Annotated in this window: 22 protein-coding genes and 2 pseudogenes; 9 read left to right on the top strand and 15 right to left on the bottom strand. The window is 68.0% G+C overall.

Going from position 1 to position 26,134, the window contains the following annotated elements; translation table 11 throughout:
• The first annotated feature begins 112 nt into the window (after positions 1-112).
• Positions 113-2,821: an aconitate hydratase AcnA gene (gene acnA, locus HW532_RS06185; RefSeq protein WP_213163555.1), complete on the top strand. Its 2,709-nt coding sequence runs from the start codon at positions 113-115 to the stop codon at positions 2,819-2,821.
• A pseudogene (locus tag HW532_RS22350) lies at positions 2,790-3,730 on the top strand (DUF1223 domain-containing protein). Before acnA ends, HW532_RS22350 begins: the two are co-directional and overlap by 32 nt.
• A 75-nt stretch (positions 3,731-3,805) precedes the next feature.
• On the opposite strand, the gene HW532_RS06175 reads toward HW532_RS22350, so the two are convergent.
• The 4 genes from HW532_RS06175 to argH all read right to left on the bottom strand — a co-directional run bounded on the left by HW532_RS06175 (position 3,806) and on the right by argH (position 9,494).
• The gene (locus HW532_RS06175; RefSeq protein ID WP_213163553.1) at positions 3,806-6,316 is read right to left on the bottom strand and encodes a TIGR02302 family protein; all 2,511 of its coding nucleotides are present in this window, start codon (positions 6,314-6,316) and stop codon (positions 3,806-3,808) included.
• 83 nt (positions 6,317-6,399) lie between these two features.
• Positions 6,400-7,671 (bottom strand): diaminopimelate decarboxylase, encoded by a 1,272-nt coding sequence (gene lysA, locus HW532_RS06170; RefSeq protein ID WP_213163552.1) that lies wholly within the window; start codon positions 7,669-7,671, stop codon positions 6,400-6,402.
• 34 nt (positions 7,672-7,705) lie between these two features.
• Complete coding sequence (gene lptM / locus HW532_RS06165; RefSeq protein WP_213163551.1) at positions 7,706-7,852, bottom strand: LPS translocon maturation chaperone LptM; 147 nt, start codon at positions 7,850-7,852, stop codon at positions 7,706-7,708.
• Between the two features lie 259 nt (positions 7,853-8,111).
• Positions 8,112-9,494, bottom strand: coding sequence for an argininosuccinate lyase (argH, locus tag HW532_RS06160; RefSeq protein WP_213163550.1), 1,383 nt, complete (start codon positions 9,492-9,494; stop codon positions 8,112-8,114).
• Between the two features lie 44 nt (positions 9,495-9,538).
• Between argH and HW532_RS06155 the strand changes: the two genes are divergently transcribed.
• The gene (locus HW532_RS06155; protein WP_246479577.1) at positions 9,539-10,192 is read left to right on the top strand and encodes a TlpA family protein disulfide reductase; all 654 of its coding nucleotides are present in this window, start codon (positions 9,539-9,541) and stop codon (positions 10,190-10,192) included.
• 114 nt (positions 10,193-10,306) lie between these two features.
• The gene (locus tag HW532_RS06150; protein ID WP_213163549.1) at positions 10,307-10,762 is read left to right on the top strand and encodes a GFA family protein; all 456 of its coding nucleotides are present in this window, start codon (positions 10,307-10,309) and stop codon (positions 10,760-10,762) included.
• Positions 10,763-10,822: 60 nt separating this feature from the next.
• Here the strand turns inward: HW532_RS06150 and HW532_RS06145 are convergent, their stop codons facing one another.
• The 7 genes from HW532_RS06145 to HW532_RS06115 form a co-directional block, all read right to left on the bottom strand.
• Positions 10,823-11,698, bottom strand: a complete 876-nt coding sequence (locus HW532_RS06145) for a 3-hydroxybutyryl-CoA dehydrogenase (protein ID WP_213163548.1) — start codon at positions 11,696-11,698, stop codon at positions 10,823-10,825.
• A 137-nt stretch (positions 11,699-11,835) separates the two neighbouring features.
• Positions 11,836-12,777 (bottom strand): electron transfer flavoprotein subunit alpha/FixB family protein, encoded by a 942-nt coding sequence (locus tag HW532_RS06140; RefSeq protein WP_213163547.1) that lies wholly within the window; start codon positions 12,775-12,777, stop codon positions 11,836-11,838.
• Between the two features lie 2 nt (positions 12,778-12,779).
• A complete protein-coding gene (locus HW532_RS06135; RefSeq protein ID WP_213163546.1) occupies positions 12,780-13,529 on the bottom strand; it encodes an electron transfer flavoprotein subunit beta/FixA family protein in 750 nt (249 codons plus the stop codon).
• 255 nt (positions 13,530-13,784) lie between these two features.
• Positions 13,785-14,474: a rhomboid family intramembrane serine protease gene (locus HW532_RS06130; RefSeq protein WP_213163545.1), complete on the bottom strand. Its 690-nt coding sequence runs from the start codon at positions 14,472-14,474 to the stop codon at positions 13,785-13,787.
• Positions 14,475-14,522: 48 nt separating this feature from the next.
• Positions 14,523-15,107, bottom strand: coding sequence for a cob(I)yrinic acid a,c-diamide adenosyltransferase (locus HW532_RS06125; RefSeq protein ID WP_213163544.1), 585 nt, complete (start codon positions 15,105-15,107; stop codon positions 14,523-14,525).
• 35 nt (positions 15,108-15,142) lie between these two features.
• Positions 15,143-16,021 carry a haloalkane dehalogenase gene (locus HW532_RS06120; protein WP_213163543.1) on the bottom strand — a complete coding sequence of 293 codons (879 nt, stop codon included), beginning with the start codon at positions 16,019-16,021 and terminating at the stop codon, positions 15,143-15,145.
• A 22-nt stretch (positions 16,022-16,043) separates the two neighbouring features.
• Positions 16,044-16,334, bottom strand: a complete 291-nt coding sequence (locus HW532_RS06115; protein WP_213163542.1) for a 4a-hydroxytetrahydrobiopterin dehydratase — start codon at positions 16,332-16,334, stop codon at positions 16,044-16,046.
• A gap of 100 nt (positions 16,335-16,434) precedes the next feature.
• Between HW532_RS06115 and HW532_RS06110 the strand changes: the two genes are divergently transcribed.
• Positions 16,435-16,905 carry a low molecular weight protein-tyrosine-phosphatase gene (locus HW532_RS06110; RefSeq protein WP_213163541.1) on the top strand — a complete coding sequence of 157 codons (471 nt, stop codon included), beginning with the start codon at positions 16,435-16,437 and terminating at the stop codon, positions 16,903-16,905.
• On the opposite strand, the gene thpR is transcribed toward HW532_RS06110, so the two are convergent.
• Both thpR and HW532_RS06100 read right to left on the bottom strand, forming a co-directional pair.
• Positions 16,881-17,441: an RNA 2',3'-cyclic phosphodiesterase gene (thpR, locus tag HW532_RS06105; RefSeq protein WP_213163540.1), complete on the bottom strand. Its 561-nt coding sequence runs from the start codon at positions 17,439-17,441 to the stop codon at positions 16,881-16,883. The two genes, HW532_RS06110 and thpR, sit on opposite strands and share 25 nt — an antisense overlap.
• A gap of 169 nt (positions 17,442-17,610) precedes the next feature.
• Positions 17,611-18,264, bottom strand: coding sequence for an arylesterase (locus HW532_RS06100; protein WP_213163539.1), 654 nt, complete (start codon positions 18,262-18,264; stop codon positions 17,611-17,613).
• 72 nt (positions 18,265-18,336) lie between these two features.
• On the opposite strand from HW532_RS06100, the gene HW532_RS06095 reads away from it, so the two are divergent.
• The 3 genes from HW532_RS06095 to HW532_RS06085 all read left to right on the top strand — a co-directional run bounded on the left by HW532_RS06095 (position 18,337) and on the right by HW532_RS06085 (position 22,539).
• The gene (locus HW532_RS06095) at positions 18,337-19,035 is read left to right on the top strand and encodes an ABC transporter ATP-binding protein (protein ID WP_246479576.1); all 699 of its coding nucleotides are present in this window, start codon (positions 18,337-18,339) and stop codon (positions 19,033-19,035) included.
• The gene (locus HW532_RS06090) at positions 19,032-21,635 is read left to right on the top strand and encodes an ABC transporter permease (protein WP_213163537.1); all 2,604 of its coding nucleotides are present in this window, start codon (positions 19,032-19,034) and stop codon (positions 21,633-21,635) included. The genes HW532_RS06095 and HW532_RS06090 overlap by 4 nt, the downstream gene beginning before the upstream one ends.
• A gap of 124 nt (positions 21,636-21,759) precedes the next feature.
• Positions 21,760-22,539 (top strand): Bax inhibitor-1/YccA family protein, encoded by a 780-nt coding sequence (locus HW532_RS06085; protein ID WP_213163536.1) that lies wholly within the window; start codon positions 21,760-21,762, stop codon positions 22,537-22,539.
• Between the two features lie 148 nt (positions 22,540-22,687).
• Here HW532_RS06085 and HW532_RS06080 read toward each other — a convergent pair whose 3' ends face one another.
• A complete protein-coding gene (locus tag HW532_RS06080) occupies positions 22,688-23,077 on the bottom strand; it encodes a DUF2794 domain-containing protein (RefSeq protein ID WP_213163535.1) in 390 nt (129 codons plus the stop codon).
• 492 nt (positions 23,078-23,569) lie between these two features.
• On the opposite strand from HW532_RS06080, the pseudogene htpG reads away from it, so the two are divergent.
• Positions 23,570-25,524, top strand: a pseudogene (gene htpG / locus HW532_RS06075) (molecular chaperone HtpG).
• Between the two features lie 7 nt (positions 25,525-25,531).
• Here htpG and hpt read toward each other — a convergent pair.
• Positions 25,532-26,080: a hypoxanthine phosphoribosyltransferase gene (gene hpt, locus HW532_RS06070; RefSeq protein ID WP_213163534.1), complete on the bottom strand. Its 549-nt coding sequence runs from the start codon at positions 26,078-26,080 to the stop codon at positions 25,532-25,534.
• Between the last annotated feature and the right edge of the window lie 54 nt (positions 26,081-26,134).

Raw genomic sequence — 26,134 nt, 5'->3', positions numbered from 1 at the left:
TCCGAGTGCGGCCGTTTCGTTCACGCCAGTTCGCTCCGGGGCGCCCGCCCCGCCGGTGATCGAGACCGCCTGCCCCGCGAATCCGTCCGAAACCCGGAGGACCGACCGAGACATGACCACCGAGACCCGTTCCCTCGACAGCTTCAATTGCCGCCGCGAGCTTCAGGCCAACGGCAAGACCTACGCCTATTTCGACCTCAAGGAGGCGGAGAAGAACGGGCTGGACGGCGTGTCCGGGCTGCCGTTCTCGCTGAAGGTCCTGCTGGAGAACCTCCTGCGCCACGAGGATGGCCGCTCCGTGACGAAGGACGACATCCAGGCGATGGCCGACTGGGCGAAGGAGCGCCGGTCCAGCCACGAGATCGCGTTCCGTCCGGCGCGCGTGCTGATGCAGGATTTCACCGGCGTGCCGGCGGTGGTCGACCTCGCCGCGATGCGCGACGCCATGTCGGCGCTCGGCGGCGATCCGGAGAAGATCAACCCGCTGGCGCCGGTCGATCTGGTGATCGACCACTCGGTGATGGTGGACTATTTCGGCACGCCGACGTCGTTCAAGCGGAATGTCGAGCGCGAATACGAGCGTAACGGCGAGCGCTACACCTTCCTCAAATGGGGCCAGGACGCCTTCGACAATTTCCGCGTCGTGCCGCCGGGCACCGGCATCTGCCACCAGGTGAACCTCGAATATCTCGGCCGCACCGTGTGGACCAAGGACGTGTCGGAGAATGGGGAGACGGTCTCCTATGCGTTCCCCGACACCCTTGTCGGCACCGACAGCCACACCACCATGATCAACGGGCTCTCCGTGCTTGGCTGGGGCGTGGGCGGCATCGAGGCGGAGGCCGCCATGCTCGGCCAGCCGATCTCCATGGTCATTCCGGAGGTGATCGGCTTCAAGCTCACCGGTAAGCTCAATGAGGGCGTGACGGCGACCGACCTCGTGCTCACCGTCACCCAGATGCTGCGCCAGAAGGGCGTGGTCGGGAAGTTCGTCGAGTTCTACGGGCCGGGGCTGGGCAATCTGTCGCTGGAGGACCAGGCGACGATCTCCAACATGGCGCCGGAATATGGTGCGACCTGCGGCTTCTTCCCCGTCGACAACGACACGCTGAACTATCTGAAGGCGACGGGCCGCGGCGACGACGTGATCGCGCTGGTGGAGGCCTATGCCAAGGCGCAGGGCATGTTCCGCACCGCCGACACGCCGGACCCGGCCTTCACCGATGCGCTGGAGCTCGATCTCGGCGACGTCGTGCCGAGCCTTGCCGGGCCGAAGCGTCCGCAGGACCGGGTCGCCATGACGGACGCGTCGACGGATTTCGCCCGCGTGATGGAGTCGGAGTTCAATCGCGCCGACGACATCGCCTCGCGCTACGACGTCAAGGGCGAGAATTACGATCTCGGTCATGGCGACATCGTCATCGCGGCCATCACCTCGTGCACCAACACCTCCAACCCGAACGTGCTGATCGCGGCGGGCCTTCTGGCGCGCAACGCCATCGAGAAGGGCCTCGAGGTCAAGCCGTGGGTGAAGACGTCGCTCGCGCCGGGGTCCCAGGTGGTGACCGACTATCTGGAGCGCGCCGGCCTGCAGGACGATCTCGACAAGCTCGGCTTCGACCTCGTCGGCTATGGCTGCACCACCTGCATCGGCAATTCCGGCCCGCTGCCGGAGCATATTTCCGAGGCGATCCGCGACAACGACATCGTGGCCTGCTCGGTGCTCTCCGGAAACCGCAACTTCGAGGGCCGCATCAACCCGGATGTGAAGGCGAACTATCTCGCCTCGCCGCCGCTGGTCGTGGCCTATGCGCTGGCCGGCAGCATGCAGATCGATCTCGCCAAGGATCCGCTCGGCGAGGACAAGACCGGTAAGCCGGTCTATCTGAAGGACATCTGGCCTCAGAGCAAGGAGATCGCCGAGCTCGTGCGCTCCACCGTCACCGACCAGATGTTCCGCGAGCGCTATGGCGATGTCTTCAAGGGCGACGAGACCTGGCAGACGATCGCGGTCACGGGCGGGCTCACCTATAACTGGGACACCTCCTCCACCTATGTGCAGCACCCGCCCTTCTTCGAGAACATGGCGAAGGAGCCCAAGGCGGTGAACGACGTGGAGAACGCCCGCGTCATGGGGCTCTTCCTCGACTCCATCACCACCGACCACATCTCGCCCGCCGGCGCGATCAAGAAGGACAGCCCGGCCGGCCAGTATCTGGTCGAGCATGGCGTCGACGTGGTCGACTTCAACTCCTACGGCTCGCGGCGCGGCAATCACGAGGTAATGATGCGCGGCACCTTCGCCAATATCCGCATCAAGAACCAGATGGTGGAAGGCGTCGAGGGCGGCTACACGATCCACTATCCGTCGGGCGAGCAGATGGCGATCTACGATGCCGCCATGCGCTATCAGGACGAGGGCGTGCCGCTCGTCGTCTTCGCCGGCAAGGAGTACGGCACGGGCTCGAGCCGCGACTGGGCGGCCAAGGGCACGCGGCTCCTGGGCGTGCGCGCGGTGATCGCGCAGTCCTTCGAGCGCATCCACCGCTCCAACCTCGTCGGCATGGGCGTCCTGCCGCTCCAGTTCCAGGACGGGCAGGGCTGGCAGGAGCTCGGCCTCAAGGGCGACGAGACGGTGAACATCAAGGGGCTCGACGCGCTCGAACCCCGCGCGACCGTCACTGCGGAGATCGCGTTTGCCGACGGGCGGGTGGAGAGCGTGCCGCTGATCTGCCGCATCGATACGCTCGACGAGCTCGACTACTACAGGAACGGCGGCATCCTGCACTATGTGCTGCGCAATCTGGCGCGCGCCGCCTGACGCGGGATACGGCACTTCGGGGGCCTCGGCAAAAGCCGGGGCCCCTTGCTTTTGGAGGCCGGCAACGCACGTTTCACTCCATCGTTACTCGCCAGCGATCGCCGGGCACTCTACCCTCGCTGCCATGATGGCTTTTTCCAGAAGACAGATCCTCGGGACGGTCGCGGCAGGGCTTGCCGCGGCGGGGTTCGCCGCTGCGATGCCGGCCTTTGCCGAGACGGGCCGGGAGGCCGGGCCCGTCGCGGTGGTGGAGCTCTTCACCAGCCAGGGCTGCTCGTCCTGCCCGCCGGCGGACGCGCTGCTCGGCCGGCTCTCGGAGCGCGAGGGCGTGGTCGCCCTGACCTTCAATGTGGATTACTGGGACTATCTCGGCTGGAAAGATACGCTGGGCTCGCCGCTGTTCACCAAGCGCCAGCGCGACTATGCGGAAAGCCGGGGGACGGGCAAGTCTATACCCCGCAGATGGTCATCAATGGCCGGGAACATTTCGTCGGCAGCCGCGAGATGGAGGTGCGCCAGGAGATCGAGGCCGAGCTCGCCCGCCCTGCAGACAGCTTCGTGCCGATCTCCATGGAGCATCGCGGCAAGGAGCTGACGATCCATGTGGGTGCCGCCCCCGAAGGCGAGCCCGTGCCCGAGGCGACCGTCTGGGTGGCGATGGTCATGCCGCGCACCGCGGTGGACATCGCGCGCGGCGAGAATGGCGGGCGCGAGCTCACCTACTACAATGTGGTGCGTCGCCTCGTCCCCGCCGGCATGTGGAGCGGAGAACCGGTTACGGTGACGCTGCCCGCCGAGGAGCTGATGGACGACGAGGCGACGGAATGCGCCGCGCTCCTTCAGGTCGATGGCGGCGGCGCGATCCTCGGCGCAACGGCCGTCACGAATCTCGGCGCCTCGAACCCCTGAACATGCTTTGCCCGATGGCGGGCCTTGCGGTCGTGTCCCGGTCCGCAGTGGGTGCGGAGGGCGGACCTGACGCCCTTAATAGATATTGCGCAGGAGCCGTTCGAAATAGTCGCGCTCGAAGCCGGGGCGCAGGGGGTCGTTGAGCTTCTGGCGCAGCGAGCGGAGGATTTCCCGGGCGCGCTGGATCTCCATCTCGTTCGGCACCACGTCGCGGTTCTCGCCATATTGCTCGCCCTGCCAGCGCCGGGGGCGGCCGAGCGGGTCGAGATTGTCGCCCCGGCTGCCCTCGCCATGGCGGCCGAAATTGCCGGTGCTGCCCTCGCCCTGCTGCATCATCTGCTCGGCCATGGCCTGCGCGCCCTGGCGCATCTTGTCGAGGGCCTCGCCCTGCTGGCCCAGCGCCTCGCCCTTCTCGCGGCCGCGCAGGGCTTCCGTCGCGCCGCGCATCGCCTCCTCCGCCTGGCCGAGGGAGGAGGGCGCGTCGAGGCCCTGCCGCTGAAGCTGGCTCAGGAAGTCGCGCAGCATCTCGCCCAGCGCGCCCTGCTGGCCGGACAGGGACTGCGAGGGGTCGTTCTGGCCATTGCGGGACTGCCCGCGCTGGCTGTCTCCCTCCTCCGGCATGCGGAAGGTCTCGTCCATGAGGCCCTGCTGGCGGTTCATCATCTGTCCGAGCTCGTCGAGGGCGCGGGCCATGGGCGTGTTCCGCTGGGGCGACATCCGGCTCATGAGGTTGGGGCGCAGATTGCGCAGGATGTTGTCGAGCTGGGACAGGAGTTCCTGGGCGGCGTCGCGCGCGCCGGACCGGGCGAGGTTCTCCAGCGTGTCGAGCATCTGCCCCAGATCCTGCGGGCGGACCGCCTCGGCCATCTCGTCCGGGTTCATGCCGTCGCGCTGGGCATTGCGGATGGCCTGTTCGACCATGGCCTTCAGGTAGCGGTCGAGCGCCTGGCGCAGCTTCGCCATGAGCTCCTCGATCCGCTCCGCCGGCGCGTTCTCCGCGAGCGCCTTCTCCAGCTCCTTCTGAACGGCGCGCAGCTCGCGCTCGGCGAGCGAGAGATTGCCGTCCTCCACCGACAGCGCGATCTCCCAGAGCAGGTCTATGACGGAGGCGATGTCCTCGCGGCTTTCCGCCCGCAGCAGGTTCAGATAGACCGTGCGGATGCCAAGATAGACGCCGCTGCGCTCGATCGTGCCGTCCGGATAGATCGTCAGGGCCTCCAGCGCTCGGGCGACGACGGGCTGCTGGTCGGCGTCGAGAATGAGCTTGCGGCGTTGCTCGATGAGGGCCCTTGCCAGCGGCTCGCGGAATTCGCGTTCGGGCAGGGTGAAGGTGACGGGCTCGCTGGTGCCCGTCTGGCCGGCGGCGTCCGTCGCCCTCAGGCGCATGTCGACCGCGAAACCCGCCCAGGGATGCGCGGTGAGGTCCCGGAACGCGCTGCTGTTGGCCTCACGGGTATTGGCGCGGGGCAGGGTGATCTCGAAATCGGGCGGGTCGAACATGAACAGGCCCGCCGAATCGACGCCTTCCTCGCCGTTCTGGTTGTCGGAGAGGTCGAATGCCGCCTCAAGGCCGGTCACGCCGTAATCGTCGCGCGCGCGATAGTCGAAGCGCAGGGCGCGCGAGGCCGTGATTGCCGGATCCCCCCGGATCTCCGCCTTGGGCGGGCTGTCGGGCAGGATGGCGAGCTCCCATGAGCCGAGCCGGTCGCCATTGTCGGACACCGTCACATAGGCCGGGCGCTTGAGCGTCTCGCGCAGCTCGTGGACGCTCTCGCGGGCGGCGCGCGGCACCTTCTGCTCGTCGAGCACGACCGTTTCGGCCTGCTGGCCCGTGCCGGAGAAGCGCACGGTCGGTTCGCTCGCGCCGTTCAGCCGGATGACGAGCTCGCTGCCTTCCGGCACGATGATCTCCTCGCGCGGAGCGGTGGCGTCCTCGGCGGCGGAGGGGCCGGCAAGGAAGATCGGCGGCTTGCCGGTATAGGCGGGCGGCGTGATCCAGGCGTCGAGAGAGACCGTGCGCGCCGCCGCCGGGGCGTCGAGGCGGACGGCCTGCTCGATCCGGCTCGTCCATTCGTCGGAGGTGAGCGCGAGTACCGCGATGAGGCAGAGCGCGAGCGCGTAGCGCAGCGCGTAGGGGTCGCGCTCGGCAAGGGCGGACCGCGGCCAGCCGGCCTTCAGCCCGTCGAGCAGGCGCACCAGCCGCGCCTTGTGCGCCGCCCAGAGCGCCTGGCTCGTGGCCGGCGCCCGCTCGTCGTCGGGCAGGGTGTCGCGATAGGAGGTCGCCGGGCGATGCGGCAGGCCGGAGCGCGTCTCCAGCCGGCGCAGGGCGTCGTCCTCGCCCGGCCAGCGGATCTGGAGGAGCGGGCGCAGCGACCAGCCGAGCGCCACGAGGAAGAGGGCGAGGACACCGAGGCGCAGGAGCGTCGGCAACAGATCCAGCGCGCCCGTCAGAATGGCGAGCGCCAATGCGCCTAGGATCGCAAGGGCCGGAAACAGCGCCGTCCACACAGCCTCGAAGAACAGGACGAGCTTGGCCCGCGCAATCTTACCGGCGAGGATCCTGTCCGGGTCCGGTGTCTTGCTCATGTCGCCGGACAGTCTAGCACAGAGTCCCCGCTCCGCGGCAGCCCCATCGGAAACCGGCCGGGCTCACATCTGCGCGAGGGGGCTCAGGCGTCCTGCCACGCCGCGAGGCTGTCGAGCCCGATCAGCTCCTCGTAGGTCGGGCGCCGGCGCACGACGGAATGCTGCGCGCCGCGCACCATGACTTCCGGCACCAGCCGGCGCGTATTGTAGGTGCCCGACAGCACCGCGCCATAGGCCCCGGCGGTCATGACGGCGAGCAGGTCGCCGGGCTTCGGTTCGGCAAGCTGCCGGCGCCGGGCGAGATAGTCGCCGCTCTCGCAGACCGGGCCGACCACGTCGGCGACGATGGTGTCGCCGTGCGGTGCGGGCTCCGCCACCGGCCGGATCTCGTGATAGGCCTCGTAGAGCGTCGGGCGGATCAGGTCGTTCATCGCGGCATCGACGATGACGAAGCTGCGGGCGTCGCCGTGCTTCACATAGACCACTCTGGTCACCAGGATGCCGGCATTGCCGGCGATGAGGCGGCCCGGCTCCATGATCATGCGGCAGCCGAGCGGCTCGAAGAAGCGGCGGACGAGCTGCGCATAGACCTCCGGCCGGGGCGGCTCGGGATCGCCGTCGCGATAGGGGATGCCGAGGCCGCCGCCGACATCGACATGCTCGATCTCGTGGCCCGCCGCGCGCAGGCGGCCCACCAGGTCGGCGATCAGCGTGCAGGCCTGCTCGAAGGGTTCGAGGTCGGTGATCTGGCTGCCGATATGCATGTCGACGCCCTTCACCTTGAGGCCCGGCATGGCGGCGGCGTGGCGATAGACCTCCTCGGCATGGAGCCAGGAGATGCCGAACTTGTCTTCCGCCTTGCCGGTGGAGATCTTGGCGTGGGTGCGTGCGTCGACATCCGGATTGATGCGGATGGAGACGGGTGCCGTCCGGCCCGCCGCGAGCGCCACCTCGTTCAGCAGCGCGAGCTCGGGCTCCGATTCCACATTGAAGCAGAGAATGTTCTCCGACAGAGCATAGGCCATCTCCTCGCGCGTCTTGCCGACCCCGGAGAAGACGATGCGTTCGCCCGGAATGCCCGCCGCGCGCGCCCGGCGCAGCTCGCCCTCCGAGACCACGTCGGCGCCCGCGCCCATGTCGGCGAGCGTCTTGATCACGGCCTGGTTGGAATTGGCCTTGGGCGAGTAGCAGACGAGATAGTCCGATCCCTCGAAGGGCTCCGCGAAGACGCGGTAGTGCCGTTCGAGCGTCGCGGTGGAATAGCAGTAGAAGGGCGTGCCCACGGCCTCCGCGATGGCGCGCAGGTCGGTGTCCTCGGCGTGGAGCACGCCATCCCGGTAGGCGAAGAAATGCATGGCGGTGGCGGCCTTGTGAGTGGCGGTGCGAAGGCTACTGGATGACGGGATCGAGAATGAAGGGCTCGTCCGGTTTCTGCTGGTCGGCGCCGGGCGGGGGGTCGAGATCGCCGCGCACGCCGCAGGAGGCGACCGCGAGCCCGAGCGCGATCAGGAACGCGATGATACCGGTCTGGCGCACTGGACGGGCCCTCCTCGATCTGCCGCAAGATGCTGATGCCCTTGTACTCCAACGAAGCCGTGCAGTCCAAGGGGGAGCAATACAGGGACGGATTTCACGTCTTTCGAGCCTGTTTTCCATCGTCATCCCCGCGAAAGCGGGGATCCACGGCCCTCACGAGCCCATGGATTCCCGCTTTCGCGGGAATGACGGACAGTGAATGTCAAAAGGCGCGTGACAGCCTTCCGAAAATGACGCCCGGTGCAAAGGACAACCGGTCCTAGCCCTTGAGCGCCTTGAGCCAGCGCTCCGCCTCGCGGCGGACATTGTCGGGCGCGGTGCCGCCGAGGCTCTCGCGCGAGGCGACGGAGGCCTCCACGGAGAGCACGGAGAACACATCGTCGGTGATGCGCGGCTCGACCTCCTGCATGGCCGCGAGCGGCAGGTCCTTGAGGTCGATACCGGCCTGCTCGGCCCTGGACACCAGCGAGCCCGTCACGTGATGGGCCTCGCGGAAGGGCAGGCCGAGGACGCGCACGAGCCAGTCGGCAAGATCGGTCGCGGTGGAGAAGCCGTGGGCGGCGGCGGCGCGCATGGCCTCGCGGTCGGGCTCCATGTCCTCCACCATGCCGGTCATGGCGGCGATGGCGAGCGAGAGCGTGTCGAGCGCGTCGAAGGCGGGCTCCTTGTCCTCCTGCATGTCCTTCGAATAGGCGAGCGGGAGGCCCTTCATGACCACCATGAGGGTGGCGAGCGCGCCGATGACGCGGCCGGCCTTGGCGCGCACCAGCTCCGCAGCGTCCGGATTGCGCTTCTGCGGCATGATGGAGGAGCCGGTGGTGAAGCGGTCGGACAGCCTGACGAAGCGGAACTGCGCCGACGACCAGATCACGAGCTCCTCTGCGAAGCGCGAGAGATGGGTGGCGGCGATGGCCGCGGTGGCGAGCGTCTCCAGCACGAAGTCGCGCGCGGACACGGCATCGAGCGAATTGCGCATGGGCGCGTCGAAGCCGAGCGTCCGCGCCGTCATGTCGCGGTCGATGGGGAAGGAGGTCCCCGCAAGGGCGGCCGCGCCGAGCGGCGATTCGTTCATCCGCCTGCGGGCGTCGGCGAACCGGCCGCGGTCGCGCGCGGCCATCTCCACATAGGCGAGGCAGTGATGGCCGAAGGTGACCGGCTGGGCCGTCTGGAGATGGGTGAAGCCCGGCATGATCGTGTCGGCATGGGCGGCGGCCTTCTTGGCCAGCGCGCGCTGGAGGCCGGCGAGCTGTTCGTCGAGATGGTCGACGGTGTCGCGCACATAGAGGCGGAAGTCGGTCGCCACCTGGTCGTTGCGCGAGCGTGCGGTGTGGAGCCGGCCGGCGGCGGGGCCGATGAGCTCCGCCAGGCGCGCCTCGATATTCATGTGGATGTCCTCCAGCGCGCGCGAAAACGTGAACGCGCCGGCCTCCATGTCGCGTTGTATCCGGTCCAGTCCGCCTGTAATCTCCGCGGCATCCTCGGCGGAGATGATGCCGGTCTCGGCAAGCATCGCGCAGTGCGCCTTGGAACCGGCGATATCTTGGGCGAAGAAACGCTGGTCGAAGGCGATGGAGGCGTTGATCTCCTCCATGATCTCGCTCGGTGTGCCGGCGAACCGGCCTCCCCACATCCGATTGGTCACGTGAAATCCTCTTCTCGGTCTCTGTACACGGATTATTGAGCACAATGCCCGAACAGGAAAATCCGCGCCGGAAATTCCGGATTGCCATGCTCAGCCTGGCGGCGGTCGCCATCGTCGCCGTTGGTGCTGCCCTTTACCTGATGTCCGCGCCCGAGCGCAATGGCGCGGATGGTCCCGCGGTCGCAGCGGGCGATGCCGAACCCCTCGACCCGGCGCTCGCCAGCGGCGCGGTCAGCGCCTTCGTGGTGAAGGAGACGCCGGCGCCGGTGCCGGAGATTTCCTTCAAGGACGCCGAGGGCGGGCCGCGCACGCTGAAGGACTGGCGCGGCCGCGTGGTGCTGCTCAATCTGTGGGCCACATGGTGCGCGCCGTGCCGGGAGGAGATGCCGGCGCTCGCCAAGCTCCAGAAGGAGCTCGGCGGGGAGGATTTCGAGGTCGTCGCGGTCAGCATCGACCGCGAGGGCGGCAAGGTCGCCGGGCCGTTCCTGGAGGAGGTCGGCGCGACGAACCTCGCGCTCTATCAGGACCCGTCGACGAAGATCCTCAACGCGCTGATGGCGCCCGGCCTTCCGACCACGCTGCTGATCGACCGGCAGGGCCACGAGCTCGGCCGTCTCATGGGGCCGGCCGTGTGGGATTCGCAAGAGGCCAAGGCGCTCGTCTCCGCGGTGATCGCGGACGGCAAGACGGCCGAATAGTTTCGTCCGGGTCCGCCGCCCCTGTCCGCGGACGGCGGGACCACCGCACGCCCCACCCCGCCCGGGCCGTCAGGGGCCGGGCAGTCCCGAAACGAAATCCGGAGGGTCCGACCCATGACCGCCGCACATATGCCGCTCGCCGGCGCCTGCCGCTGCGGGCGTATCGGTCTGGAGATTTCCGCGCCGCCCGTCATGACGTCGGCCTGCCATTGCCGCGGCTGCCAGCGCATGAGCGCGAGCGCCTTCTCCCTGTCCGCCATGGTGCCGGCGCAGGCGTTCCGCGTCATGGGAGGCGAGCCGGTCAAGGGCGGTGCGATGAGCCCGCAGATCGACCACTATTTCTGTCCCGACTGCAAGACGTGGATGTTCACGGAGATCGCGGGGCTGGACGGGCTGGTCAATGTGCGCTCCACCATGCTCGACGATCCGGCATGGAGCCGGCCCTTCATCGAGACCATGACGGCAGAGAAGCTTGCCTGGGCGCGAACCCCGGCCCGGCACAGCTATGAGGGCTTCCCGCCGCCGGAGGATTTCGGGCGCCTTCTCGAAGAGTTCGCCGCGGAGAGGTGAACGCGCGACCGCGAATGCCCGGGACAAGCCCGGGCTGACGGGGGAAGGCGGTCCGCCGATCTAGCGCGTGGGGACGGGTGTCTCGCCGCGATAGTCGTAGAAGCCGCGCTGGGTCTTGCGGCCGAGCCAGCCGGCCTCGACATATTTCACCAGAAGCGGGCAGGGGCGGTACTTGGAATCGGCGAGCCCCTCATAGAGCACCTGCATGATGGACAGGCAGGTGTCCAGCCCGATGAAGTCGGCGAGCTCCAGCGGCCCCATCGGGTGATGCGCGCCGAGCCGCATGGCGGTGTCGATGGCCTCCACCGTGCCGACGCCCTCATAGAGCGTATAGACCGCCTCGTTGATCATCGGCAGGAGGATGCGGTTGACGATGAAGGCCGGGAAATCCTCCGCCACAGCCGCGGTCTTGTCGAGCTTGGCGACGAATTCGCGCGCGCTGGTGAAGGTCTCGTCGTCGGTGGCGATCCCGCGGATGAGCTCGACGAGCTCCATGACCGGCACCGGGTTCATGAAGTGGATGCCCATGAACTGCTCGGGCCGGTCGGTGGAGGCGGCGAGCCTGGTGATCGAGATCGACGAGGTGTTCGTCGCGATCAGCGTCGTCTCGGGGAGGACCGGGCAGAGCTCGGAGAAGATCTTGCGCTTGATCTCCTCCTCCTCGACGGCGGACTCGATGATCAGGTCACAGTCGGCGAGACCTTCATAGGTGTCCACGATGGAAATGCGGTCGAGCGCCGCCTTGCGGGCCTCCTCGGAGATCTTGCCGCCGCGGGCCTGGCGGGCGAGATTGCCGTTGATCGTGGCCAGCGCGGATTCGATGCGCTCGCGGGAGATGTCGTTGAGGCCGACATCGAAGCCGGCCACTGCACAGACATGGGCGATGCCGTTGCCCATCTGCCCGGCGCCGATTACACCGACCTTGCGGATTTCCATTTTTCCCACCACTCGCGCGCTGATGAAGTCGTTATCCGACCTGCTTAACCCTGCCCGGAAAGGGCGAGGATTGGGGAGCCTAGCGCGGCTCCCCGCCCCTTACAACCATCGCTTTTTGCACTTGCGAAGAGCCGGCGTCAATAACCGGCCTTCGAAAGCTCCTCCTCCAGTTCCGGCACCGCCTGGAACAGGTCGGCGACGAGGCCGTAATCGGCCACCTGGAAGATCGGCGCCTCGTCGTCCTTGTTGATGGCGACAATAACCTTGGAGTCCTTCATGCCGGCGAGATGCTGGATCGCGCCGGAAATGCCGACCGCGACATAGAGCTCCGGGGAGACGACCTTGCCGGTCTGGCCGACCTGATAGTCGTTCGGCACGAAGCCCGCATCGACGGCCGCGCGGCTCGCGCCGACGGCGGCGCCGAGCTTGTCGGCGACCTTTTCCAGCATATGGAAGTTGTCGCCGGACTGCATGCCGCGGCCGCCGGAGATCACGATCCGGGCGGAGGTCAGCTCCGGCCGGTCGGACTTGGTGAGGTTCTCCTCGATATATTCCGACAGGCCCGGATTCTCGGGCGCGGCGACGTCCTCGAGCGACGCCGAGCCGCCCTCGCCGACGGGCTGGAAGGCGGCGGTGCGCACGGTGATCACCTTCTTGGCGTCGCTCGTCTCCACCGTCTGGATGGCATTGCCGGCATAGATCGGACGCTCGAAGCTGGTCGGCGACTTGACCGCGGTGATGTCGGAGATCTGCATCACGTCGAGCAGGGCGGCGACGCGCGGCATGTAGTTCTTGCCGTTGGTCGTGGCGGGCGCGATCAGCGTGTCGTAGCCGTCGGCAAGCCCGACGATGAGCGCGGCCATGGGCTCCGCCAGCGGACGCTCGAACATGGCGTCGTCGCATTTCAGAACCTTGGCGACGCCGTCGAGCTTCGCCGCCTGATCGGCCGCCGCGCCGCAATCCTTGCCGGCGACCAGCACGTGAATGTCGCCGCCGAGCTCCTTCGCCGCGGCGAGCGCCTTGTGGGTCGCGTCCTTCACTTCCGAATTGTCGTGTTCGGCAATCAAGAGAACGGCCATGGTCAGATCACTCCCGCTTCGTTCTTCAGCTTGTCGACGAGTTCGGTCACGGAGGAGACCTTGACGCCTCCCTGGCGCTTCGGCGGCTCGGCGGTGTCGAGCACCGTCAGCCGCGGCGCGCAGTCGACGCCGAAATCGGCCGGCGCCTTCTCGTCGATCGGCTTCTTCTTCGCCTTCATGATGTTGGGCAGGGAGGCATAGCGCGGCTCGTTGAGGCGCAGGTCGGTGGTGAGGATGCAGGGCGTCTTCACGCGGATGACCTGCAGGCCGCCGTCGATCTCGCGGGTCACCTTGGCGTGGCCGTCCTCGAGCTCCAGCTCGGAGGCGAAGGTCGCCTGCGGCCAGCCGAGCAGGGCGGCGAGCATCTGGCCCGTCTGGTTGCTGTCGTCGTCGATGGCCTGCTTGCCGAGGATGACGAGGCCCGGCGCCTCCTCCTCGACGATGCCTTTCAGGATCTTGGCGACGGCGAGCGGCTCGACCGTCTCGTCGTGCTTGACCAGAATGCCGCGGTCGGCGCCCATGGCGAGCGCGGTGCGGATCGTTTCCTGGGCCTGCTGGGGGCCGACGGAGATGGCGACGACCTCTTCGGCCTTGCCGGCCTCCTTGAGTCGGACGGCCTCTTCCACCGCGATCTCGTCGAACGGGTTCATCGACATCTTCACATTGGCGAGCTCGACGCCGGACCCGTCCGCCTTGACGCGGATCTTCACGTTGTAATCGACCACCCGTTTCACGGGCACCAGTATTTTCATGCTTTCCACTCCCCCAAGCTGCCTTGCCGCGAAGCCGTCCTGGTCGGCCATTTTGCGGCGCAGCAGATCGGTTATCTCATGAGGCCGGGGTGGCCGGCGGACACTACTGTGCTCTATGCGTCATATCCAAACGTCCGAACAGCGTTCGGAAGGGGTAGGGCTAAACCAAGCCGGGCGCAAGCTAATGCGGGCGGGCAAGCCTCGTCAATCGCCCGTGCGGCGCTTTATGCGCCTTTTGCGATGCGGCGAGGGGGCTTATTGCGCCGCCGGGGGCGTGCGCGGTGCGAACAGGAAGGCGAGCGCGAGCCCGACGAAGAATCCGCCGATATGGGCCCACCAGGCGACGCCCACCGTCTCGTCGCCCGGCGCGAGGAGGACACTTGCGAACTGGAAGACGATCCAGCCGCCGAGCGCCCAGGAGGCGGGCACCCTGAGCGGCAGGCGCATGAAGACGAGCACCCAGACGCGCGCGCCCGGATAATAGAGGAGATAGGCCGCCATCACGCCGGAGACCGCGCCCGACGCGCCGATCAGCGGGGCGGTGGAGTCCGGCGTCATCGCCACCTGCGCGATGGCCGCCGCCACGCCGCAGGCGAGATAGAAGGCGAGGAAGCGCACATGGCCGAGCCTGTCCTCGACATTGTCGCCGAACACCCACAGGAAGGCCATGTTGGTGAGCAGGTGCAGCCAGCCGCCATGGAGGAACATGTAGGTGAGGAGGCTCGCCCCGTCCGGCAGCACGGCGAGCGAGGGGTCGAGCGCGGCGCGCCCGGCGACCACGGCGGGCACCGCGCCGTAGCTCAGCGTGACCGCCTGGAAGGCGCCCGGCACCATGGTCGCCCCCGTCGCCACGAAGAGCGCGGCATTGAGGGCGATCAGCGTTCCGGTCACATACTGGAAGCGGATGACGCGCAACGGGTTGTGGTCGGTGACGGGAAGGAACATGGGGCGCGAGGGACTCCTGACCGCGCGGCGGGCCGGCGGGACTGTCGGTTACCGGTTCTCCCCCGGCGTCCACAGGACGTCGCCCGCGCCTTTCGCATTGACCCAGCGCGCGGCCACGAAGAAGAAGTCCGACAGCCGGTTCATGTAGCGCCGCGCGGCGTCGTTCACCGGCTCGTCTTCCTGTGCGGCAAGTGCGACGATCAGCCGCTCCGCGCGCCGGCTGACCGTGCGGCAGACATGAAGCGCGGCGGCGGCCGGCTCCCCGCCCGGCAGGACGAAGGATCGCAATGCGGGCAGGCCGGCATTGAGCGTGTCGACCTCGCTCTCCAGCCGGGCGACCTGGTCGTCGGTCATCCTCAGGGGCTCGAAGGCGAGCGGCTCGCCACGGTCGGGCATGCACAGATCCGCGCCCAGATCGAACAGGTCGTTCTGGATGCGCGCGAGCATGGCGTCGAGCTCGGCGAGCTCCGGCGCCGCGGTGTGCTGGCGCGCGACGCCGACAAGCGCGTTGGTCTCGTCGACCGTGCCGTAGCTTTCCACGCGCAGATGCCATTTGGGCAGCCGCTCGCCGGAGCCGAGCGCCGTCGTGCCGTCGTCGCCGGTGCGGGTGTAGATCTTGTTCAGGACGACCATGGAAACTCCGCGAACAGGTGAGTGTGGGACGCCGATCATACGAGCGATTTGTCGAGAAGCCAGCGCCGCAATGCCTGGCCGATCTCGCCGGCGCTGTCTTCCTGTATGAAGTGGCTGCCCTTCACCGTGACCTCGCTCTGGCGGGGCCAGCGGCGGCAGAAGTCGCGCAACGGGCCGGTCAGGAGGGCGCCGGGATCGGCATTCACGAACAGCTTGGGCGTGTCGCACCGCGCCAGCCAGTCCGCATAGGCCTGCACGATCTCCACCACATCGGCCGGTTCGCCGTCGATCGGCAGCTCGCGCGGCCAGGTGAGCGTCGGCCTGCGCGGCTCGCCGGGGTTGAGGAACGGGCGGCGGTATTCCGCCATCTCCTCCTCCGTGGGCGTGCGCAGGATGGAGCCCGGCAGGATGCGTTCCACGAAGAGGTTCCGGTCGAGCACCATCTCGCCGCCGGCGGGCGAGCGCATGGCCTCGAAGATCGGGCGCGCCTCGGCGTTGAACTCCGCCCAGGCCATGGGCCGCACGATGGCCTCCATATAGGCGATGCCGGCGACGCGGCCGGGATGCCGCCGCGCCCAGTCGAAGCCGAGGGCGGACCCCCAGTCGTGACCGACGAGGACGACGGGGGCGTCCTCGGGCAGGAGCCTGGCGAGAAGCCGGTCGAGAAAGGCGCGATGCTCCACGAAGCGGTAGCGGCCGGGGCCCGATTCCGGCAGCTTGTCGGAGGCGCCCATGCCGATCAGGTCCGGCGCGAGGCAGCGTCCGAGATCGCTCACATGGGGAATGACGTCGCGCCAGAGATAGGACGATGTCGGGTTGCCGTGCAGGAACACGATGGGCGTGCCCTGGCCGCATTCGGCATAGGCCATGCGCAGCCCCTTCACGGTCACGGTGCTCTTCGGCGGCAAGGCCATCGTCTCCGGCGGGCTCCGCTCGTCAGCCTGCGAGGCGGTCCATTGTCCTGGCAAGCGCGATATCGCGCTCGGTCACGCCGCCCGCATCGTGGCTCGACAATGTGACTTCCACGCGGTTGTAGACGTTGAACCATTCGGGATGGTGGTCCATCTTTTCCGCAACGAGCGCGGCGCGGGTCATCCAGCCGAAGGCCTCGTTGAAGGTCTTGAAGGTGAAGGTCTTGGCGATCGCATCGCGGCCTTCCGCGTCGCGCCAGCCATCGAGTCCGGCAAGCGCGTCCGTCAGCGCATCGCCCTTGAGCGTATCGGCCATTGGTCTCCTCCCTGGAACCTCGGGCCCTCAACAGTGTGTGGCAAGGGCGTGCGATGCAAGGGGGCGCGTGCGCGGGGCGGGAATGGAGATGGGAAGGACAATGCGGCGTATCCTGTTCGTCTGCCTTGGAAATATCTGCCGCTCGCCGATGGCGGAGGGCGTGTTCCGCGCCGAGGCGCTGCGGCGCGGCATGGACCATCTGGAGATCGATTCGGCCGGCACGGGCTCCTGGCATGTGGGATCGGCGCCCGACGGGCGCGCGGTTGCCGCGGCGGCGGCGCGCGCCATCGATATTTCCGGCCAGCGCGCGCGGCAGGTCGCGTCCGGCGACTTCACCCGATTCGACCTTCTGCTCGCCATGGACGAGAGCAATCTGGAGACGCTGGAACGGCTCGCCGGCGCGGAGGCGCGCAACAAGCTCAGGCTGTTCCTCGATTTCGCCGACGGCGCTGCGGCGCGCAACGTGCCCGATCCCTATTATGGCGGGCCGGACGGCTTCGATCACGCGCTCGACCTGATCGAGGCAGGCTCGCGCGGGCTTGCCGACTACATCGCCTCGTTCAGCCGATAATCGCTCTCCAGCGGATAGATCTCCTCCACCGCATAGGGGCCGCCCCCGCGCGAGGGGCGCGAGGAGAACAGCACGAAGCGCGAGACGTCGAACGGCCGGCTCTCGAACAGGCTGTGCGACATCACATAGCTCTCCACGCTCGCGACCACCGGGTCGCGCAGCCGCGCCAGCGTGACATGGGGCGTGAACTTGCGCGTCTCGGGCTTCAGCCCGATCATCTGGAAGAGCCGTTCCTGGGAGGACTGGAGCCGCCTGAGCTCGGGGTGCTCGGCCACGCCGGCGAAGATCGTGCGCGGTTTCGCGCCGCCGAATGTGTCGACACCCTTCAGCTTGAGCGTGAAGGCCGGCATGTCGATCATGTCGAGGGTTTCGGCGACTTCCCGTGCGGTCCCCTCGCTCACATCGCCGATGAAGCGCAGCGTGATGTGGTAGGACTCACGGTCGATCCAGCGGGCGCCCCAGACCCCGCCGCGCATAAGTTCCAGTTCGAAGGCGATATCGGCCGGGATCTCGATGCCAGTGAACAGACGCGGCATGACGGCCTCCTTGGTGGTGATGAGCGTGAACCGCTCGACCCCCTCTAACCCTTTCGAGCCTATACCGATTCGGGCCCCGGGGCTTTCCCCTACCTGCATAACGTCGTGTTTCGGAGCGCCGACGTGAAGGGGGCGCGGGCCGGGCACGAGAGGGCGGGCCGCGGCAGGACTACCCGGCGCTTGCGGTCCCGGTGCGGGCGATCAGGCGCTCCACATAGGGCATGATGCGCTCCACGATCACCGCGATCCCGTCCTCGTTGGGGTGCATGCCGTCGGGGAGGTTGAGCTCGGGCTCGGCGGCCACGCCGTCGAGGAAGAACGGGTAGAAGACGACGTCGTACTCCTCGGCCAGGCGCGGATAGATGGCGTCGAACCGGCCGGCATAGTCGGAGCCCATATTGGGCGGGGCGAGCATGCCGGCGAGCAGCACCGGGGTATCGCGCTCTGCGAGCCTGGAGAGGATATCCGACAACGCCTCGTAGGTGCGGCCGGGATCGACGCCGCGCAGCGCGTCGTTGGCGCCGAGCTCGACGATGACGGCATCGGCATCCTCCGGCACGGCCCAGTCGAGGCGCGACAGGGCGCCGGAGCTCGTGTCGCCGGAGACGCCGGCATTGACGACGGTCGCGTCGACACCGCGCGCCCTGAGGGCCGTCTCCAGGCGCTCGGGGAAGGACTGGCCGGCCGGCAGCTCGTAGCCGGCCGACAGGCTGTCGCCCAGCGCGACGATCTTCACGCCGTCCGCAGCCGCCGGGCCGGCCGCGAGCATCAGCATGCAGATCATGACCGCGAGCGCCGGCCACAGCTTGATTTGCGCCGCCATCGTTCCATATCCGGAAAGGTGCCTGATCGGTGGGGCAGGCTCGATGCGGAAGCCATGAGACGGGGTCGATACTTGTCCGATCATCAGATTATCTCTCTCAAGGACGTCAAACTCACCCTGCCGAGCCGGGCGGGGCCGGTGGAAATCCTGCGCGGCATAGACTTCGCCGCCGAGCGCGGCGAGGCGGTCGGCCTCATCGGCCCGTCGGGCTCCGGCAAGACCACGCTGCTCATGGTCATTGCGGGGCTGGAGGCCGTGAGCGAGGGCTCCATCGCCGTCGCCGGCGAGGACCTGACCCGGCTCGACGAGGACGCGCTCGCCGTCTTCCGCCGTGACAATGTGGGGATTGTCTTCCAGGCCTTCCACCTCATCGCGACCATGACGGCTCTCGAGAACGTCGCCGTTCCGCTCGAGTTCAAGGGCGACCGCCGCGCGTTCGACCATGCCCGCACCCAGCTCGAGCGCGTCGGGCTCGGCCATCGCCTCCATCACTATCCGGGCCAGCTCTCCGGCGGCGAGCAGCAGCGCGTGGCGATCGCGCGGGCGCTGGCGGCGGGCGCGCGTATCCTGCTCGCCGACGAGCCGACCGGCAATCTCGACCAGGAGACGGGCGCGACCATCATCGACCTGCTCTTCTCTCTCCAGAGCGAGGACGGGGTGACGCTCGTGCTCGTGACCCACGATCCGGCGCTCGCCGCCCAGTGCTCGCGCGTCGTGCGCATCGAGGACGGGCTGATCCGGGTGGGCGAAGACGAGATGGCGGCCCCATGAGCGCCGCGGTCGACACCGCCGGCCGGCGCGCCGGCGAAAGCGGTGCAGGCAGGCAGGGCCGGGCCGGGGAGCTTGCCACCAGCGGACGCATCGCCTGGCGGGAGCTGCGCTCCGGCCTCCAGGGGTTCCGCATCTTCCTGGCCTGCCTGATTCTCGGCGTCGCCGCGCTGGCCGGCGTGCGCTCGGTCTCCAGCGCGCTCGATGCGGGGCTCGCCGAGGAAGGGCGCGTCATCCTCGGCGGGGATATCGAGTTCTCGCTGATCCACCGCCGCGCCGACGACCGGCAGATCGCCTATTTCGAGAAGGCCGGGGATCTCAGCGAGATCGCGACGCTGCGCGCCATGGCCCGTCCCGACGCGGCCGACAACGGGGCCCGCGCGCTGGTCGAGGTCAAGGCGGTCGACGGCGACTATCCTCTGTTCGGCGCGATGGAGCTTGCGGGCGGGGGAACGCTCCACGATGCGCTCGCCCGGCGCGACGGCCGTTGGGGGCTCGTGGCCGATCCGCTGCTGCTTGCCCGCCTCGGCATCGCGCCCGGCGCGCTCGTCCATATCGGCGATACGGTCTTCGAGCTGCGCGACGAGATCGTCACCGAGCCCGACCGGGCCTCGGACGGGCTGATGTTCGGCCCGCGCGTGATGATGACGGGCGAGGCCTTGCAGGAGGCGGGGCTCGTCCAGCCCGGCAGCCTGATCAACTGGGAATACCGGCTGCGGGTGCCCGAGCCCGCCGATATCGATGCGCTCACGCGGGTGTCGGAGGGAGCGAAGGCGGCCTTTCCCGATGCCGGCTGGCGGATCACCGCGCGCACCAATGCCGCACCGGGCGTGAAGCGCTTCGTCGACCGGCTGACCCTGTTCCTGTCGCTCGTCGGGCTCACGGCGCTGTTCGTCGGCGGCATCGGCATCGCCAACGCCGTCACCAACTTCCTCGACGGCAAGCGGCGCAACATCGCCACGTTCAAGTGCCTCGGCGCGTCCGGGCGCACGGTCTTCCAGATCTATCTCATCCAGGTGCTGGCGCTCGCCGGCCTCGGCATCGCGGCGGGCGTCGTCCTCGGCGCGGCGGTTCCCGTCGTGGCCGGGCTCGCCCTGCGCGGGCTTCTGCCGCTGCCGCTGGAGATCGGGCTCTATCCAGAGCCGCTGGCGGTCGCTGCCGCCTTCGGCCTCCTCATCACGCTCGCCTTCGCCATCTGGCCGCTGGCGAGGGCGCGCAGCCTGCCGGCCCAGGCGCTGTTCCGCGACACGGTGGCGCCGCAGCAGGCCTGGCCGGGCGCAGCCTATGGGGCGGCGACGGCGGCCGCGCTCGCCGGCCTTGCGGGGCTCGCCTTCTGGGCGTTCGAGGATCGCTGGCTGACGGCCTGGTACATGGCAGGGCTCGCCGGTTCGTTCCTCGTGCTGCTCGGGCTCGGGCGTGGGCTGATGCGCCTTGCCGCCCGCGCGCCGAGGCCGGCCAATGCGAGCGTGCGGCTCGCCATCGCCAGCCTGCACCGGCCGGGCGCGCCGACGACCTCCGTCGTCCTGTCGCTCGGCCTCGGCCTGTCGCTCTTCGTGACGCTCGCGCTCGTCGACACAAACCTCACGCGCGAGCTGCGCACGAGCCTGCCCCAGCAGGCGCCCTCCTTCTTCTTCCTCGATATCCAGCCCGGCCAGCGCGACGCCTTCGTGGAGCGGCTGTCGGCGAGCGAGGGGGCCCACGATATCGAGCAGGTGCCCATGCTGCGCGGGCGCATCACGCGGGTGAACGGCGTGCCGGCGCGCGAGGTCACCCCGTCGGAGGAGGCGGCCTGGGCCCTGAGGGGCGACCGCGGGCTCACCTATTCCAGCGGCGTTCCGGAGAACTCCACGCTGGTCGCCGGCGAATGGTGGCCTGACGGCTATGACGGCAAGCCGCTCGTCTCCATGGCCGCGGAGATCGCGCAGGGGCTGGGGCTGAGGATCGGCGACACGGTCAGCGTCAATGTGCTCGGGCGCGAGATCACCGCCGAGATCGCCAGCCTGCGCGAGGTCGACTGGCGCTCGCTCAGCATCAATTTCGTCATGGTGTTCTCGCCGAGCGCGCTGGAAGCGGCGCCGCACACCTTCCTCGTCACCGCCAAGACGCCGCCGGAGAGGGAGGGGGTGCTCCTGAAGGACATGACGGACGCCTTCCCGAATGTCACCGCCGTCAGGGTGAAGGAGGCGCTGGAGACGGTGAACGACCTCATGTCGAAGCTGCTCATGGCGGTGCGCGGGGCCAATGCCATGACGCTCATGATCGGCGTCCTGGTGCTCGCCGGCGCGCTCGCCACGGGGCTCCGGGCCAGGATCTACGACGCGGTGGTGCTCAAGACCTTTGGCGCGACGCGGCGCCAGCTCATCGGCGCCTATGTCGTGGAATATGGTCTTCTGGGGCTCGCCACCGCGTTGTTCGCGGTTCTGGCGGGCACGGCGGCGAGCTATGCGGTCATGACCTTCGCGATCGGAAGCGGCTGGGTATTCTCTGCGCCCGTCGCGGTGTCGACGGCGCTGCTCGCCACCGCGATCACGGTGACGGCCGGGCTTGCGACCACATGGGTCGCGTTGCGTGCGAAGCCGGCGCCCTACCTGCGCAACGAATGAGGCCCCAAGGGGCGAAAATCGTGCCGAAAGGCGCGCGAAAACGGCCTCTTGCGTCTTGCAAGCCGCAGGCGCCTCGCCCATATTTGGGCTCGGTCACTCGGGTCGTGACGAAAAGGGAACGGATATGGCTGATCTGAACAATCGAGGATACGCGCAGGGCCGCGGCATGGCGGGCACGTCCGCGCCGGCGGTCGACGAGGGGCTCCGCTCCTACATGATGCGCGTCTACAACTACATGGCCTCCGGCCTGTTCATCACGGGCCTGGCGGCGCTTGCGACCTTCTGGATGTCGGTCACGACGGATCCGTCGATGGCGGTTGCCCGGGTCGGCGACATCATGCTCACCAATGTCGGCTATGCCGTGTTCGTGAGCCCGCTCAAATGGGTGATCATCCTGGCGCCGCTCGCCATGGTGTTCTTCCTGAGCTTCCGCATCCAGAAAATGAGCGTATCGGCGGCGCAGACGGCCTTCTGGGCCTTCTCTCTCCTGATGGGGCTGTCGCTGGCCTCCATCTTCCTCGTCTACACGCACAACTCGATCGCGCGCGTCTTCTTCATCACCGCGATCTCCTTCGGTGCGCTCAGCCTGTGGGGCTATACGACGAAGCGCGACCTGTCCGGCTGGGGCTCCTTCCTGTTCATGGGACTCATCGGCATCATCGTCGCCTCGCTCGTCAATATCTTCCTGGCAAGCTCCGCGATGCAGTTCGTGATCTCCGTGATCGGCGTCCTGGTGTTCGCCGGCCTGACGGCTTACGACACCCAGCAGATCAAGGAGATGTACTACGAGGGCGATTCCACGGCGACCGCCGGCCGCAAGGCCATCATGGGCGCGCTGCGGCTCTATCTCGACTTCATCAACCTGTTCATGATGCTCCTGCAGCTCTTCGGCAATCGCCAGTAGGGCGCGGGGCGAAGCATCCCCCAGGAAAAGGAAACCCCGGGAGTGTGGCGCTCCCGGGGGTTTTTTGACGCCTCCCCATATGTCCGTGTGCTTGTTCGGCGTCAAAATCCGGTCATGGAAGGCGGGGGCGCCTTCGCATCGTCGGCGGTTACGCTACGACGAGCTTGGGCCATTTGTCGATGGCCTTGAGAACCTGTCGGATATCGTGGCCGCGCCGCAGGATCTTTCCCGTCTGGGTCACGATGGAATAGGGGCCCTGGCGGGCCCGCAGCTTGGGCTGCTTGACGATCCGGTAGAGCGGAACCTCGCTCGCGCGCCTGAAGATGGAGAACACGGCGCGGTCGCGCGAATGGTCGATGGCGTAGTCGCGCCACTCGCCCTCCGCGACGCGGCGTCCATAGACGCTGAGAATCGCTGCAAGCTCATGGCGGTCGAATGCGGTGGCGGGGCCGGCGGACGCTCCCTTGTCGCTCCTGGCCGCGGTCGCAGGGGAGCCCTGCCGCGGCCTCAAGGTCACTATGGGGTCCGAATCGTTCATCGCCCCTCCGAAGCGCCGTTTCAAAGCTCGTCCGAGCCGTTGGTCATGACGCTATGATGACGAAGGCGGAGCGTGTTGACAAGCCCGCCGCTTGCCTCGCCGGACCCATTTGTCCAGCCATGCGCGTAGCCATACACGCACTCGCTTTCCGGCTGCAAAAACAGTCACATTTTTGCCCAATTGGAGCCTTTGTGCCGACCAATTGCACCGGCATCTTCACATCGTTGCCTCTAGAGGCCCGGCTCGGAAGGAGGCGTCGGAGATCCCAGCCCCCCAGCCCCCCGGAGCTTCCGATTACGAGCCGGGCCAACCTTCCCAGTGAGTATCTTTCGCGTTGCGTCACAAGTGACCGGCTGTCCGGGCGAGGACAGGTCGGCACTTGACGCCGCCGTTCTTCCCGATCGTCCGTTATCCTCTTGATTTGCCTTGCGCCGTCGCCAATATCGGTGCGCGGAACGACACGTCGTGTGGCAAGAACGAGCAGGGTGAACGATGGCTGCGGCACACAGCAAGACCAAGACCGCTTCGGCCAAGGCCGGCGGCAAGGCTTCTTCCAAATCCTCCTCCTCCGGGACCCACAGCTTCCAGGCCGAGGTCTCCAGACTTCTCCACCTCATGATCCATTCGGTCTATTCGGACCGGGAAGTCTTCCTGCGCGAGCTCATCTCGAACGCGGCGGATGCCTGCGACCGGCTGCGCTATGCCGCCATCGCGGAGCCGGAGCTTCTGGCCAGCGATCCGGAACTGACGGTTTCCGTCCGGCCGGACAAGGAGGCCGGGACGCTCCTCGTCGCCGATAACGGCATCGGCATGAGCCGCGACGAGATGATCGACAATCTGGGAACGATCGCGCGCTCCGGCGCCCGCGCCTTCCTGGACGAGCTCGGCGAGGGGCAGGCGTCGGCGGAACAGATCGGCCAGTTCGGCGTCGGCTTCTATGCCGCCTTCATGGTCGCCGACCGCGTGGAGGTGATCTCCCGGCGGGCCGGCACGGAGGAGGCCTGGCGCTGGACGTCGGACGGTACGGGCACCTTCGAGATCGAGCCCTGCCCGGCGGATGGCGACGGCGTGCCGGCGCGCGGCACGGCGATCACCCTCAGCCTGAGGGAGGACGCGCACGAATTCCTCGAGCCGCACCGGCTGGAGCGCATCGTGCGCACCTATTCCGACCATATCTCGATCCCGATCGTGCTGGAGGCCGACGGCGAGACGCGCCAGCTCAACGAGGCGGGCGCCCTGTGGATGCGGCCGAAGGCGGAGATCACGGCGGACCAGTACCGCGAGTTCCTCGGCCATGTCTCCGGCGTTCACGGCGACCCCGCGCTCACCGTCCACTACCGCGCGGAGGGGCGCCAGGAATATACCGTCCTCCTGTTCGTGCCCGGCGAGCGGCCCTTCGACCTCTACGACCCCGACCGCAAGGGCCGCCAGAAGCTCTATGTGCGCCGGGTGTTCATCACAGACGATGCCGATCTGTTGCCAGCCTATCTGCGCTTCGTGCGCGGCGTGATCGATTCGGAGGACATGCCGCTCAACATCTCGCGCGAGATGCTCCAGAACAATCCGCTGGTCGACCAGATCCGCAAGGCGGTGACGAAGCGCGTCCTGTCGGAACTGACGACGCTGGCAGACAGCGATGCGGAGGCCTACGGCAAGGTGTGGTCGCAGTTCGGGCCGGTGCTCAAGGAGGGGCTCTACGAGGATTTCGAGCGCCGCGACGCGCTGCTCGACCTCGCCCGCTTCCGCACCACGGCATCCGACGGCGAGACGCGCGCGCTCAAGGACTATGTCGCCGGCATGAAGCCGAACCAGACGGCGATCTACTACATAACCGGCGAGGATGCCGGCAAGATCGCCTCGAGCCCCAGCTCGAGGGCTTCCGGGCGCGCGGCCTTGAGGTGCTGCTGCTGAGCGACCCGGTCGACAGCTTCTGGGTGACGACCGCGCTCGGTTACGAGGGCAAGCCGTTCCGCTCCGTCACCCAGGGCGAGGCCGATCTCGACGCGATTCCGGTGGAGGCCGGCGAGGATGCGGCCGGGGCCGAGACGCCGGAGGAGGACGGCGCGGCCGTTGGGACGCTGGTCGCGGTCATGAAGCAGGCGCTCGGCGAGGCGGTGTCGGATGTGCGCGCCTCTCAGCGGCTCACCGAGAGCCCGGTCTGCATCGTGGCGGGCGAACAGGGCCTCGACCGCAATCTGGAGCGGCTGCTCGCGCGCCAGAAGACCGCGGGCGTGGAGCGCCAGGCGCCGGTCATGGAGATCAATCCCCGCCATCCGGTCATCCGGGCGCTTGCCGAGGAGGCCCGCACGGACGGCGCGACAGCGGCGCTGGAGGAGGCCTCCCGCCTGCTCCTCGACCAGGCCTTCGTGCTGGAGGGCGAGCCCGTTCCGGACCCGGCCGGGTTCGCCCGGCGGCTCGGGGCGATGATGTCGCGGGCCCTCGGATAGGGCGCGGTCAGCCGCCAGTCACGACGCCGACGAAGGGCAGCTCCCGGAAGGCGTGGGCCATGTCCATGCCATAGCCGACGACGAACCGGTCGGGGCATTCGAAGCCCACATAGTCGGCGGCGATGTCGGCGGAGCGCCGCACCGGCTTGTCGAGGAGGACGCAGGTCTTCACGGCGGCCGCGCCGCGCGCGCTCATGAGGTCCTTGGCGAAGGCCAGCGTGCGTCCCGATTCGAGGATATCGTCCACGATGAGGACGCCGCGGCCGCGCACATCCGTCTCGATATCGCGCAGAATGTCGACCGTGCCGGAGGATTCCGTCTGCTCGCGGTAGCTTGCCAGCATCATGAAATCGACTTCCGGCGTCAGCCCCGTCTGGTGCAGTGCGCGCATGAGGTCGGCGGCGAAGATGAAGCTGCCCTTGAGGATCGGCACGACGAGGAGCCTCGGCAGGTCGTCCTGCGCGATCTCGTGCGCGATGGCCTGGATCCGGTCGGCAATAGTTGCCTCATCGAACAGGACGTCGATGGGGTGGGAGCCAATCTGTACGGTCTTCATGAGGCCGCATTGGAGCGGATTCCGGCCCCGGACGCAAAGTCAATCTTGGCGGAG

This window comes from Kaustia mangrovi (genome assembly GCF_015482775.1).
GTDB lineage: Bacteria > Pseudomonadota > Alphaproteobacteria > Rhizobiales > Im1 > Kaustia > Kaustia mangrovi.
This window is presented reverse-complemented; position numbering and strand designations above follow the sequence as displayed.

Bases quoted from the DNA above. Each gene is read 5' to 3' on its own strand.
- HW532_RS06135 (WP_213163546.1), bottom strand. From the start codon at position 13,529: ATGAAAATACTGGTGCCCGTGAAACGGGTGGTCGATTACAACGTGAAG.
- lysA (WP_213163552.1), bottom strand. From the start codon at position 7,671: ATGCATTTCTTCGCCTACCGGGATGGCGTGCTCCACGCCGAGGACACC.
- acnA (WP_213163555.1), top strand. From the start codon at position 113: ATGACCACCGAGACCCGTTCCCTCGACAGCTTCAATTGCCGCCGCGAG.
- HW532_RS06085 (WP_213163536.1), top strand. From the start codon at position 21,760: ATGGCTGATCTGAACAATCGAGGATACGCGCAGGGCCGCGGCATGGCG.
- HW532_RS06140 (WP_213163547.1), bottom strand. From the start codon at position 12,777: ATGGCCGTTCTCTTGATTGCCGAACACGACAATTCGGAAGTGAAGGAC.
- HW532_RS06145 (WP_213163548.1), bottom strand. From the start codon at position 11,698: ATGGAAATCCGCAAGGTCGGTGTAATCGGCGCCGGGCAGATGGGCAAC.
- HW532_RS06155 (WP_246479577.1), top strand. From the start codon at position 9,539: ATGCCCGAACAGGAAAATCCGCGCCGGAAATTCCGGATTGCCATGCTC.
- HW532_RS06125 (WP_213163544.1), bottom strand. From the start codon at position 15,107: ATGGTCGTCCTGAACAAGATCTACACCCGCACCGGCGACGACGGCACG.
- HW532_RS06115 (WP_213163542.1), bottom strand. From the start codon at position 16,334: ATGGCCGATACGCTCAAGGGCGATGCGCTGACGGACGCGCTTGCCGGA.
- HW532_RS06080 (WP_213163535.1), bottom strand. From the start codon at position 23,077: ATGAACGATTCGGACCCCATAGTGACCTTGAGGCCGCGGCAGGGCTCC.
- HW532_RS06150 (WP_213163549.1), top strand. From the start codon at position 10,307: ATGACCGCCGCACATATGCCGCTCGCCGGCGCCTGCCGCTGCGGGCGT.
- HW532_RS06090 (WP_213163537.1), top strand. From the start codon at position 19,032: ATGAGCGCCGCGGTCGACACCGCCGGCCGGCGCGCCGGCGAAAGCGGT.
- HW532_RS06100 (WP_213163539.1), bottom strand. From the start codon at position 18,264: ATGGCGGCGCAAATCAAGCTGTGGCCGGCGCTCGCGGTCATGATCTGC.
- HW532_RS06175 (WP_213163553.1), bottom strand. From the start codon at position 6,316: ATGAGCAAGACACCGGACCCGGACAGGATCCTCGCCGGTAAGATTGCG.
- hpt (WP_213163534.1), bottom strand. From the start codon at position 26,080: ATGAAGACCGTACAGATTGGCTCCCACCCCATCGACGTCCTGTTCGAT.
- HW532_RS06130 (WP_213163545.1), bottom strand. From the start codon at position 14,474: ATGTTCCTTCCCGTCACCGACCACAACCCGTTGCGCGTCATCCGCTTC.
- thpR (WP_213163540.1), bottom strand. From the start codon at position 17,441: ATGCCGCGTCTGTTCACTGGCATCGAGATCCCGGCCGATATCGCCTTC.
- HW532_RS06120 (WP_213163543.1), bottom strand. From the start codon at position 16,021: ATGGCCTTGCCGCCGAAGAGCACCGTGACCGTGAAGGGGCTGCGCATG.
- HW532_RS06110 (WP_213163541.1), top strand. From the start codon at position 16,435: ATGCGGCGTATCCTGTTCGTCTGCCTTGGAAATATCTGCCGCTCGCCG.